Below are 11,526 nucleotides of genomic sequence, written 5' to 3'. Positions count from 1 at the left end.
CTTGCGGGGGGGGTGGGACCACCTGTCGAACCGACCCCACCCCCCGGCCCTTCCCCCCCCCCCCCCACGGGGCCGGGGGCACGGCCCGTTCCACCTCACACGGGGCAGGGCCGGTACTCCAGGCTGAGTTCGCGGTCGACCGCGTAACTGGTGCGCATGGACGCCTCGGTGACCTTCTGCCAGGAACCGTACTTCGCGTAGAGCTGCTCGGCGGTCGGTCCGAGCGGGTTGCCGTACTTGGCCTGGTTGCGCTCCTCCAGGACCCGGACCTCCTCCGGGGTCATGCCCGCGCGGGTGATTTCCTTGGCCTGGTTGCGCATGTCGACCATCTCCCGAGCGACCTCCTCGTCGGAGGCCCCGGACTCGCGCATCGCCGCCTCGGTGCGGTGCATGTCCTCCAGCAGGCCGTGGTAGCGCATCCGGGTCCGCTGGGCCTCGACCTTCTCGTCCATCGGCATGACGCGGATGCGGCACACCACGGGATCGGCGCTGGGACAAGGGTCGTCGGCGGCCGCCGGCCGGGCCAGGGGAGCGGTGATGACGGAGCCGCATGCCTCCGCCGCGGTGGCGACGGAGGCGGCGGCGGGCGCGAGCAGGGCGACCGAGGCGAGGAACGGTACGAGGGCGCGGCGCAGGAACGCGGCGGAGGAAGGGAGCATGCGCGCCATCCTGGGCGGGCGCGCCGCACCGGTTCACGCAGGCGCACCGCCCGCCGCCGCCGATCACCCCTATGGGGAGGCGTACCGGGTCTTCCCGCCGCCCCGCCACCGCTATCGCTGGCAGCGGCCGAAGTCCACGACGTACGTGCCGGCGCCGGTCGAGACCGCCCCGGCCGGGTCGGCCGCTCCGGGCTGCGCCCAGCCGCCGAAGTCGCGCAGCGAGGCGTCGAGGATGACCGCGCGGTGACCCGGGCTGTTCATCCACCACTTGACGGCGGAGTCCGGGGTGCCCGAGCCGCCCCAGCCGTTGTAGGTGATCTCGGAGACGGCCCAGGACCGGGGGTCGGGGCAGTAGCCGGCGCCCATGACGCGGCTCTGCGGGGTGGACCCGGTCCGCGGGTCGGTGTGCGAATCCTTCCAGGGCCCCCACCACTTGAGCTGCACGGCCGCGGCCGCGTGCTGCCGGGCCGCGTTGGTCATGGCCGCGTTCGCCGTCAGGGCGGGCAGACCGCGCTGCGCGCGCTGGGCGTTGATCAGGCACAGGACGGCGTCCCGCTCCGCGACGCCCCCGCCCGGTGGCCGGGCCGCCGCCGCGGCGTCGCAGCCGGCGGCCGTCGCGGACGGCGCGGCCGCCGGCACGAGCACGGCGGACAGGACGGCGGCCACGGCCAGGGAGACCGCGGTACGGGAACGGGTACGGGTACGTGAAGTGCGGCTGCTCACGGGCTTCCACCTCCTGCGGACTCGGAACGGGGCGTTGCGAGCGGTGTGGAGGAGCCCAGCGCTGTGGCTGCTCCCTCCAGCCTGGCACCCGCCCCCGCTGATCGCCATCCGGCCCGCGGAGCGGGGCGAGTTGCGCCGCCGCACGCACTCCTCAGCGCTCCGGCGCCTCCCCGGCCTCCCCGGTGATCCGCTCCAGGTCGGTCATCAGCGAGTCCAGCCACAACACCGCCGCGTAGTACTGCCTCGGCGCGCCCGGCGGCTCCGCCTCGAACCCGTCGAAGGCCGGGTCCCGCAGCGCGACCGGCGTCCGCGGGGTGTCGCCGCCCGGGTCGAGCCACGCCGACACCAACAGCATCCGCCCGGCCACCCGGTCCCCGAGCCGCGTCACCGCCTCGGCCGGCTCCCGCTCCAGCGGCGGTACCAGGACCCGCGCGGGCACCGCCAGCAGCCGGTCCGCGCCCCACAGCGTGTGGTGCCCGGCCAGCAGCGCGGCCTGCCAGTCCTGCCCGCCCGCCGCCGACGCCGGCCAGGCCCCGGCCGGCCCGTGCGGCCGCGGCTCGCTCTGGAACTGGGCGTACGCCGACTCGGCCAGGACCAGCGAGTGCAGCAGCGACCGGTGCCCCGGCACGCCGGCCACCGGCTCCCGCACCCCGCCCGCCGCGAGCCGGGCCGCCGTCGCCACCACGATCTCCGCGGCACCCCGCAACAGCACCGCGGCCGACCGCCGCAGCTCGTCCTGCGCACCCCGGGGCCAGGCCAGCAGCCCGAACACCGCGCCGATCGCACTGCCGGTCAGCACGTCCAGCAGCCGGAACTCGGCGAGCTGCCAGGTCGCGGGCGCCAGCTGGGCGAACACCAGGGCGATGACCACCGTGAACAGCGCCTGCGCCCACCCCACCCCCTTGACCGGCCCCAGCGTGAACGCGGCCAGCATCAACGGCGGCAGCGCCGCCGCGTACACGGCGGTGTCCGACCCCGCGAGCGCCAGCAGCCCCGCCGCGGCCAGCGCCCCGACCAGCGTCCCCGTCAGCGCGATCCGTACCGTCCGGCGGGTCTCCCGTACCGTCGTACGGGTCAGCGTCAGCGTCGCCAGCAGCACCCAGAACCCGTGCGGCAGGCTGTCCTCGCCCGCGATCACCCGTGCCGCCGCCAGCGCCAGACTCAGCCGCACCGCGTTCTGGAAGAACACCGACCGGCGCACGGCGTGCCCCGCCAGCCGGTGCCACCACAGCCGCGCCGTGCCCATCCGCGCATACCAGAACCGGCCCGGAGCCGCCCGCTCCGCACCCGCCCGCCCCCGTACCGCGATCCCGGCCGCCGTCGACATCGCCAGCGCGGCGTCCGCCACCTCCAGCACCGCCGCGTGCCGCCGCAGCACCGCCGGCCCCTCCCCGTCGTCCGGGCCCGCCGCCAGGGCCGCACGGGCCCGCAGCAGCTCCGCGTGCGCGTCCCCGCCCGGCTCGGGGCCCCGGCCCCGCCCCCGCAGCAGCACCGCCGTCTCCCGCGCGGTGTCCCGTACCGCGCCCAGCACCTCCCGGTCCGCCGCCGACGGCGCCCCCGCCACCGGCGGCAGCCCCGCCAGCCGGACCAGCAGGGTGCGGGCCGCCAGCCCGGTGTGGGTCAGCGCCCGGTCCCGCAGCCCCGGCCCGGCCGGCCGCTCCGCCTCCGGCACCCGCGAGGGCCGCAGCGCCGGCCCGGCCTCCTCCGCCCGCAGCCCGGACGCCGCGGACAGCGCGTACGGCGGCCCCGCCAGCTCCGCCGCGCACCCCCGCGCGCACTCGGCGGCCCGCGCGGCCAGCTCCCGGTACGGGACGGCCGGCGGATCGGGCAGCACGTACGCCTCCGCCAGCACCAGCAGCGCGAGCCCCACCGTCGCACCGGCCAGCCGCTCCCCGAGCGAGCCCGGATCGTAGGGCGGGAACGACGGCAGGATGTACATCAGCTGCAGCCCGGGCCCCGCCCCCGCCGCCCGCGGCCCGCCCACCGCGACGAACGCCAGCACGAAGCCGGCCACCAGCATCCCCAGCACCGCGCTCCAGGTCCGCACCGACAGGAACGTGCCGATCGTGATCAGCGCCCAGCAGGCCGGCACCAGCCGCAGCACCACCCCGGCTCGCTGCCGGCCCGTCCCGGGGATGTGCGACAGGCCCGCCAGCGCCACCGCGGCGAACAGCGCGTACGTCGCCGCCACGGTCGAGCCGAAGCCGTACAGGAACAGGTAGAACCCCGCGCCGCCGGCCAGCGTGACCCGCACCGAGCGCCGCCCCGCCGCCGCCCAGCCGGCCGGCAGCCGCACCCCGGGAACGCCTCCCATGCCACCAGCATCACCCGCCGCCGCCCGCCCGGCACGCCACGGCCTGGAGCCGCCCTCAGCCGGGGCACGAGTCGCGGTCCAGCAGCGCATCGGTTCGAGCTGACACGGTTACGACCAGGACGCGGGCCGGACCGTACCGCCGGAGCATCCCGGTGCCCGGCCACGCGCCGATGCGCCCGGGGAACCGCACGGCGCAGCGGCAGGGGCCGGGAGCCCCGCAACCCAGGCACGGCTCCCGACCGGTCGAAGGCCTGCCGACCGCAAGGCCGAGGAGAAGGAGTTCCACCCATGAAGATCGTTCTGATATCCGGAAGCACCCGCGGCGACTCGGTGAACACCGCCGTACTCGCCACCGTGCGCCACATCCTCGACGACCTGCCCGGCGAGCACGAGAGCGTGCTGCTCCCCGTCGGCGAACTGCCCCACTACGAGGCCGAACTGGAACGCACCGACGGCTCGCCCGCCGTCCGCGCGGCCAAGGAGCTGGTCACCGGCGCCGACGCGCTGTTCATCAGCACCCCCGCCTACAACAGCGAGATGCCCGGCGTGCTGAAGAACGCCCTGGACTGGCTGTCCCGGGCCCAGGGCGAGAACCCGAGCCCGCTCACCGGCAAGGTGGCCGCCGTCACCAGCGCCTCCCCCGGAGCGCGCGGCGCCGTGGACGCGCAGCCCGGCCTGACCGGCCTGCTCGCCCGCTGCGGCGTGCGGGTCGTCGAGCACGAGCCGGTCGCCATCGGCTCCACGGGCACGCTCGCCACCGAGGACGGCCGCTACACCGACGCGGAGGTCGTGGCCCGGCTGGAGAGCCTCACCGGGGCCCTGATCGCCGAGTTCGCCGCGGCCGGCGAGCGCGTGGAGGTGCTCGTCTGATGGCGTCCTTGGCGTCCCCGGCCCCAAGCCTGTTCCAGATCATGAAGGAGGACCTGGAGGTGGTCGTCGCCCGCGACCCCTCCATGCGCAACCGCCGGGAGGCGCTGCTGCACGCGGCCCTGCCCGCGCTGTGGGCCCACCGGATCGCCCACCGGCTGCACCGGCGCGGACACCGGATGATCGCGCGGACCATCGCCTGGCGCGCCCGCCGCAGCACCTCCGTGGAGATCCACCCCGGCGCCGTGCTCGGCCGCCGGGTCTTCATCGACCACGGCGCCGCCGTGGTGATCGGTGAAACCGCCGTGGTCGGGGACGACGTGACCATCTACCACCAGGTGACGCTGGGAGCGGTCGGCTGGTGGAGCGACAACAACCGGCCCGAGGGCGACCGCAGACACCCGGTGGTGGGCGCCCACGTCGTGCTCGGCACCAACGCGACCGTACTGGGGCCGGTCACCATCGGCTCGCACGCCGTCATCGGTGCCCAGGCACTGGTGAACAAGGACGTGCCCGCGGGCGCCCGGGTGCTCGCCGCCACCGCGGTGATCAAGCCCGTCGGCCAGCGGCCGCAGCCCATGGAGGACCTGTACGCCATGACGGCCTCGGCCGGCTCCTGGTAGCCCGGCCGCGCGGCACGGAGCCGGCCCCGGCCCCGCCCGCCGCGCACCCGCTCCGCCCCGAACGACGTCCCCCCACACCTGGCCGCACCGGGCCGGACCAGCTCCGCCCGCCCGGCCCGCAGCCGCACGAACCGACTTGTGAGGAACCACACGTGGAAAGCCGTGAGACGCGCCGCATCGCAGACAGCATCGCCGACCTGGTCGGCTCGACCCCGCTGATCCGCCTCCGCTTCGACGACTCCGCCCCGGGCGGCGAAGTGCTCGCCAAGCTGGAGGCCGCCAACCCGATGTCCACCAGCAAGGACCGGGCGGCCCTCTACATGCTGCGCGCCGCCGAGGACCGCGGCGACCTGATGCGCGGCAACGGAACCGTCATCGAAGCCACCTCGGGCAACACCGGCATCTCCCTGGCCGCCCTCTCCGCGGCCCGCGGATACCGCTGCGTCATCGTGCTGCCCGACAGCGCCACCGCCGAACGGGTCTCCCTGCTCAAGGCGCTGGGCGCCGAGGTCGTGCAGACCCCCCGCGACGCCGGCTACCCCGGCGCGATCGCCAAGGCCCAGGAGCTGCACTCGGCGACGCCCGGGTCCTGGTTCGCCTGCCAGCACGAGAACGACGACAACGTCCGCGCCCACTACGAGACCACCGGCCCCGAGATCTGGGCCGACACGGCGGGCCGGATCGACGTACTGGTCTGCGGCGTCGGCACCGGCGGCACCCTCAGCGGCACGGCCAAGTACCTCAAGGAGCAGGACCCGCGGATCCGCGTCGTCGCGGTCGAGCCGGAGAACTCCCCGGTGCTCACCCAGGGCGAGGGCGGCCTGCACCGGATCCCGGGCCTCAACGGCGGCTTCGTCGCCCCCACCACCGACGTCGCGCTGATCGACAACGTCGTGACCGTCTCCGACGAGGACGCCATGGCCGCCGCCCGCTCCCTCGCCCGCCGGCAGGGCGTCTTCGTCGGCGTCTCCTCCGGCGCCGTCGCCCACGCCTGCGCCCGGCTGGCCGCCCACCCGGACTACATCGGCGCCACCATCGTCACCATCCTGCCCGACACCGGCGAGCGCTACCTCAGCCTGTGGAACGAGACCCCCGCGCCCGCCGCCCGGCAGTCGGCCCCGGCCCCCGCGGCGGCCCCCGCCCCCGCCCCCGCCCCCGCACCGGCGGCCGCCCCGGCCCAGGTACTGGCCGCGAAGTCCTGACGCCTCCCGCCCGTCCCCCCACACCGCGAAGGAACCCGGCGTGAATTTCCGTCAGCTCCATCCGAACATCAAGCTGCGGCTCGGCATCGGATTCGTCCAGCGGATGCTCGGCATCATGCTGATGCCGCTGATGGTCATCCACCTCGCCACGCTGTACGGCGCGGCCGCGGCCGGCGTGCTGACCATGGTCGTGGCCGCCGCGGGCATCGCCGCCAACTTCGTGGGGGGCCACCTCGCCGACGTCCACGGCCGCAAGCCGCTGATGGTCGCCGGCGAGGTGGGGGCCACGCTCACCTTCGCACTGCTCGCCCTGGCCAACTCGCCCTGGTGGCAGTCCGGAGCGGCCACCTTCGTGCTGTTCCTCCTCAACACGAGCCTCGCCGGCGCGGCCACCCCCGCCGCCGAGGCGATGATGATCGACGTCTCCACCCCCGAGAACCGGCAGCTCGTCTACACGGTCAACTACTGGTCGATCAACATGGCGTTCACCGCCGGCGCCCTGATCGGCGGCTTCTTCTACGGGGAGCACTTCGCCCTGCTGCTGGCCGGCGCGGCCGCACTGTCCCTGGCCACCGCCCTGGTCACCTGGTGGCGGATCGCCGAGAGCGCCCCCGAATCCGCCAAGGACCGGGCCTCCGGCGTCCCCGCCATGCTCCGCGGCTACCTCGCCGTCTCCCGGGACCGGGTGTTCCTCAGGCTGGTGGGCGCCGCGATCCTCACCCGCGCCATCGAGGTCCAGATCGGCTACTACATCGCCGTCCGCCTCGCCGACGACTTCCCCGAGCAGGCACTGGCCGGCCTGGAACACTGGTTCCCCTCCGTGGACGGGGTCGCCATGCTCGGCATCCTGCGGGCCGTCAACACCGTCCTCGTCGTCGGCTTCGCCCTCTTCACCGGCAGCATGTTCCGCCGGCTGTCCGACCGGACCAGGCTCTACGCGGGCATCGCCGTCTTCACCGCCGGCCACATGGTCCTGGCCGTCAGCAACAGCGGCTGGGTCCTGATCGCCGCCGCCGTCGTGTTCACCCTCGGGGAGATCGCGAACGTCCCGGTCAAGCAGGCCATCCTCGCCGACCTGGTCGACCCGGCCGCCCGCACCAAGTACCTCGCCGCCTACGGCCTGGTACCGCGCGTCGGCCTGCTCATCGGCTCGGTGTGCGTGACCGTCGGAGCCTTCCTCTCCCCGGTCGGCATGAGCCTCCTCTACGGCGCCTTCGGCCTCGGCGCCATCCTCGTCTACCGCTCCCTGCTGCCGTTGCGCGCCTCCCGCCGCACCGCCCCGGAGCACGAAACCCAGGCCGCGCCGCTGGCCGCCGCCACGCCGGCGCCCGTGCCGGCCCAGAACGGAGCCACGTCATGACCCCGCCCCGCGAGCCCGGCCGCATCCTGATGGTGATGCCGTACGAGCAGCTCGTACGCAAGGCCGTCGAAGCCGGCTTCGAGGTCTGGTCGATCTGGGACCCCGCACTGCGCACCCCCGAATACCTCGACAAGGTCGCCGCCCACTCCCGGGAACTGGCCCTGGTCGACTTCGCGGACGAGGCGGCCCTGCGCGCCCTCGTCGCCGAGCTGGCCCGCCGGCACGACGTCCACCACGTCCTGCACCTGGGCAGCGAGGCCACCATGGCCCCCGTGGTCGCCGAGGCCGAAGCCCTCGGCCTGTCACCCAACACCGCCGAATCCGTACGCCTGCTCAACGACAAGCACGCGATGCGCGGCCTGCTCAACGCCCACGGCGTCTCCGCCGTCCGCGCCCGCCGGGCCGAGACCCTCGGCGAGGTCGAGCCGCTGCTCACCGAGTTCGGACTGCCGGCCGTGGTCAAGCCCACCAACACGGCCGGCAGCCGCGGCATCGCCCTCGTCCGCACCGACGCCGACCTCGCCGAATGGACCGAACGGGTCAAGGCGGGCGGCTTCGAGGGCCCCTTCATCATCGAGGACTACCTCGAAGGCCCCGAGTTCAGCGTCGAGACCCTCACCGCCGGCGGCACCCACCACGTCGTCGGCATCACCGCCAAGCAGACCACCGGAGCCCCCGGCTTCGTCGAGACCGGGCACATCCACCCCGCCCCCCTCGACCCGGAAGACGCCGCCGCGATCCGCGACACCGTCACCGCCCTCCTCGGCCTCGCCGGCTACGCCTTCGGCCCCGCCCACACCGAGGTCATCCTCACCCCCGCCGGGCCGCGCGTCGTCGAGTCCCAGGCCCGCCTCGGCGGCGACCGGATCCCGCTGCTCGTGGAGGTCGCCACCGGATACGACATCGAGGCCGCCATATTCCGGGGCCTGGCCGGCGAGGACGTCACCGCCCCCGCACCCCACCGGTACGCCGCCATCGGCTTCTTCCAGCTCCCCGCCGGACGCCTGGAGTCCGTCGACGGCCTCGACGGCCTGCGCGCCCGGGACCACGTGCACGGCGTGCACTTCCCGTACGCCCCCGGCGACGTCCTGCCCCGCACCACCGACTCCGGCACCCGCCACGGCTACGCCGTCGTCGACGCACCGACCCCCGCGGAGGCCGCCGACCGGATCGCCGCGGCCCGCACCGCCCTGCGCACCACGACCACCCAGACCCCGAAGGAAGCACTGCGATGACCGCCCCGACCGCGCGCGCCGCGGACCGTACCCTGCTGCTCGTCGGCGCCACGGACCAACACCTCGAACGGGCCAAGGCACTGGGCGTCCGCGTGGTGCTCCTCCAGCACCCCGACAAGATCACCTCGTACCAGACCGGGCTGGCCGACGTCCTCCTGATGGTCGACTACACCGACTGGGACACCGTACGGCCGCTCGCCGAGGCCTCCCGCGAGGTGTGGGGCTTCGACACCGTCGCCTCCCTCACCGAGGCCGGACTCGACATGGCCGCCCGCCTGAACGCCCACTTCGGCTTCCCCGGCACCGGCCCCGAGGCCAGCCGCCGCATGCGCAACAAGTTCCTGATGCGGCAGCACCTCACGGAACGCGGCAAGCTGTCGATCCACTGGGACCGGGTCACCGACCGCGCCTCCCTCGACGCCTTCGCCGCCCGCGCCGGCTACCCCTTCATCATCAAGCCCACGGACGCCACCGCGAGCTTCGGCCTGATCCGCGTCTCCGCTCCCGGAGAACTGGACGCCACCTGGGACCGGATCGAGGAGCTGCGCGGCCGCCGCAGCGACCGCGGCTCGACCCTCTACACCGTCAGCGAGTTCCTGATGGAGTCCTACCTCGACGGCCCCGAGTTCAGCGTCGAGGCCTTCAGCTTCGCCGGACGCCACGTGGTGATCGCCGTGACCGAGAAGCTCGTCGACGACACCCACTTCGCGGAACTCGGCCACGCCCTGCCCGCCCGCCTGGCACCGGAGGCGCACGCCCGGGTCACGGCAGCCGTCGAGGACTTCCTCGACACGATGGGCGTCACCGACGGACCCAGCCACACCGAACTGCGCCTCGGCTCCCGGGGCCCCGTCGTCATCGAGTCCCACAACCGGGTCGGCGGCGGCCACATCAACGAACTGGTCGAGGCGGCCTACGGCATCGACCTCCTCGGCTACGGCGTCGCCTGGCCGCTCGGCCTCGTCGAGGCGCTCCCGGAGCCCCCGAAGGCCCGCGCCGGCGCCTGCACCCGCTTCGTGCTCCGCGACCCGGGCACGGTCACGGCCGTCTCCGGAGTGGCGGAGGTCGCCGCCCGCCCCGACGTGCTCGCCGTGGAGGTGTCCGTGGCGCCCGGCGACCCGGTGCGCCCGCTGCGGGACAACTGGGACCGGCTCGGCTTCGCCGCCGTCACGGCCGCCGACACCGACGCCGCCATCGCCCTGTGCGAGCGGCTGACCGAGCAGATCCGCATCGACGTGACCCCGGCCGGGGCGCCGGCGGACGCCCTGGACCTGGAGGCCGCCGCGTGACCGCCCTCGTACTGCACCGCTTCCCGCTCGGCCCGTTCCCCTACGACCGCTGGCTGGCGGAACTCGACGGCGGGGTGGTGCTGATCGCCGCCCGCGACCGGATCGAGGGCGCCCGCGAGCAGGTCCCCGCCGGGGACGGCGGCTACCGCCGGCTGGTGGTGCTCGACGACTTCGAGGACGAGGAACTCCTCGACCGGACCGCCCTCGAACTGGCCGAGGAGTACCGGGTCACCCATGTCATCGCCCCCCACGAGGCGGACCTGATGCGGGCGGCCCGGCTCCGCGAGAAGTTCGGCCTGCCCGGCCAGCTCCCCGACGAGGTCCTGCCCTTCCGGGACAAGGCCCTGATGAAGCGGCGGCTGGAGGCGGCCGGCATCGAGGTCGCCCCGCACACCCTGCCCGCCACGGCCGACGACGCCCGGGACTTCGCGGACGAGCACGGACTGCCGCTGGTGTTCAAGGCCCGCGACGGCTTCGGCTCGATCGGGCTGCGGATCGTACGGACCCCCGGGGAACTGGAGGAGTACCTGGCCGGGGCCTTCGCGCCGGGCGCGGCCCCCCGCGAGGACCTGCTGGCCGAGGCGTACGTGCCGGGCCGGATGTGCCACGTGGACGGGGTCGTCGTCGGCGGCCGCACGGTGATGGCCTGGCCGTCCCAGTACCAGTACGAGCTCTCCTCCTTCCAGGCCGACCCCGGCGCCCGGGTGGACCTGACCCTGGACCCCACGGACCCGCTGACCCCGCGTCTGCTGGAGCTGGCGGACAGCGCGCTCGCGGCCCTCGGCGGCCCGGCGGACTACGCCTTCCACGCCGAGGTCTTCCACACCCCCGACGACCGCCTCGTCGTCTGCGAGGTCGCCTCCCGCCCGGCCGGCGCCCGGATCCGCGAGGTGCTGGACGCCGTGTTCGAGGTGCACCCGGTGGAGCTGGCGACGCGGGCCCAGACGGGACTGCGGCTGCCCGTCCTGGCCAGGCTCGCGGACGGCGCCCGGCTGGAGCCCGTCCGCATGGCTGGCCAGGTCCTGATGATGAAGCGGCCCGGCACCGTGCGCGGCATCCCGGTCACCCCGGAGGAGCCCTGGGTGCGCTACTACGGCGTCTACGCGGAGCCGGGCGAGGTCCTCGCGGAGGCGGCCCTCTCCTCGGACTTCCTCGCGGCGGCGGTGCTGTCGGCGCCGACCCGGCGCCAGTGCGAGCGCCGGCTGCGGGCCCTGGGCGCCCGCTTCGAGGCGGAGATCGTGATCGGCTGACCGA

Annotated in this window: 10 protein-coding genes; 7 read left to right on the top strand and 3 right to left on the bottom strand. The window is 75.0% G+C overall.

What is annotated here, in order from left to right:
- Positions 1 to 95: 95 nt before the first annotated feature.
- From AC07A6_RS01810 to AC07A6_RS01800, 3 genes are all read right to left on the bottom strand, one after another.
- A complete protein-coding gene (locus AC07A6_RS01810; protein ID WP_478775659.1) occupies positions 96 to 659 on the bottom strand; it encodes a hypothetical protein in 564 nt (187 codons plus the stop codon).
- A gap of 111 nt (positions 660 to 770) precedes the next feature.
- Positions 771 to 1,382 carry a CAP domain-containing protein gene (locus AC07A6_RS01805; RefSeq protein ID WP_478775658.1) on the bottom strand — a complete coding sequence of 204 codons (612 nt, stop codon included), beginning with the start codon at positions 1,380 to 1,382 and terminating at the stop codon, positions 771 to 773.
- Between the two features lie 151 nt (positions 1,383 to 1,533).
- The gene (locus AC07A6_RS01800; RefSeq protein WP_478775657.1) at positions 1,534 to 3,696 is read right to left on the bottom strand and encodes an FUSC family protein; all 2,163 of its coding nucleotides are present in this window, start codon (positions 3,694 to 3,696) and stop codon (positions 1,534 to 1,536) included.
- Positions 3,697 to 3,984: 288 nt separating this feature from the next.
- Here AC07A6_RS01800 and AC07A6_RS01795 point away from each other — a divergent pair, with 288 nt between their 5' ends.
- From AC07A6_RS01795 to AC07A6_RS01765, 7 genes are all read left to right on the top strand, one after another.
- Positions 3,985 to 4,566, top strand: a complete 582-nt coding sequence (locus AC07A6_RS01795; RefSeq protein ID WP_362462624.1) for an NADPH-dependent FMN reductase — start codon at positions 3,985 to 3,987, stop codon at positions 4,564 to 4,566.
- Complete coding sequence (gene epsC / locus AC07A6_RS01790; RefSeq protein WP_362462626.1) at positions 4,566 to 5,186, top strand: serine O-acetyltransferase EpsC; 621 nt, start codon at positions 4,566 to 4,568, stop codon at positions 5,184 to 5,186. Before AC07A6_RS01795 ends, epsC begins: the two co-directional genes overlap by 1 nt.
- A gap of 152 nt (positions 5,187 to 5,338) precedes the next feature.
- Complete coding sequence (locus AC07A6_RS01785) at positions 5,339 to 6,388, top strand: PLP-dependent cysteine synthase family protein (RefSeq protein ID WP_478775656.1); 1,050 nt, start codon at positions 5,339 to 5,341, stop codon at positions 6,386 to 6,388.
- Between the two features lie 40 nt (positions 6,389 to 6,428).
- The gene (locus AC07A6_RS01780; RefSeq protein ID WP_478775655.1) at positions 6,429 to 7,748 is read left to right on the top strand and encodes an MFS transporter; all 1,320 of its coding nucleotides are present in this window, start codon (positions 6,429 to 6,431) and stop codon (positions 7,746 to 7,748) included.
- Positions 7,745 to 8,983: an ATP-grasp domain-containing protein gene (locus AC07A6_RS01775; protein ID WP_478775654.1), complete on the top strand. Its 1,239-nt coding sequence runs from the start codon at positions 7,745 to 7,747 to the stop codon at positions 8,981 to 8,983. Before AC07A6_RS01780 ends, AC07A6_RS01775 begins: the two co-directional genes overlap by 4 nt.
- A complete protein-coding gene (locus tag AC07A6_RS01770; protein WP_478775653.1) occupies positions 8,980 to 10,272 on the top strand; it encodes an ATP-grasp domain-containing protein in 1,293 nt (430 codons plus the stop codon). Before AC07A6_RS01775 ends, AC07A6_RS01770 begins: the two co-directional genes overlap by 4 nt.
- The gene (locus AC07A6_RS01765) at positions 10,269 to 11,522 is read left to right on the top strand and encodes an ATP-grasp domain-containing protein (protein WP_478775652.1); all 1,254 of its coding nucleotides are present in this window, start codon (positions 10,269 to 10,271) and stop codon (positions 11,520 to 11,522) included. Before AC07A6_RS01770 ends, AC07A6_RS01765 begins: the two co-directional genes overlap by 4 nt.
- Positions 11,523 to 11,526 lie beyond the last annotated feature (4 nt).

Source organism: Streptomyces sp. NPDC044002 (genome assembly GCF_056434525.1).
This window is presented reverse-complemented; position numbering and strand designations above follow the sequence as displayed.

Excerpts from the sequence above, each read along its gene's own strand:
- AC07A6_RS01810 (WP_478775659.1), bottom strand. The coding sequence starts at position 659 with ATGCTCCCTTCCTCCGCCGCGTTCCTGCGCCGCGCCCTCGTACCGTTC.
- AC07A6_RS01800 (WP_478775657.1), bottom strand. The coding sequence starts at position 3,696 with ATGGGAGGCGTTCCCGGGGTGCGGCTGCCGGCCGGCTGGGCGGCGGCG.
- AC07A6_RS01795 (WP_362462624.1), top strand. The coding sequence starts at position 3,985 with ATGAAGATCGTTCTGATATCCGGAAGCACCCGCGGCGACTCGGTGAAC.
- epsC (WP_362462626.1), top strand. The coding sequence starts at position 4,566 with ATGGCGTCCTTGGCGTCCCCGGCCCCAAGCCTGTTCCAGATCATGAAG.
- AC07A6_RS01775 (WP_478775654.1), top strand. The coding sequence starts at position 7,745 with ATGACCCCGCCCCGCGAGCCCGGCCGCATCCTGATGGTGATGCCGTAC.
- AC07A6_RS01770 (WP_478775653.1), top strand. The coding sequence starts at position 8,980 with ATGACCGCCCCGACCGCGCGCGCCGCGGACCGTACCCTGCTGCTCGTC.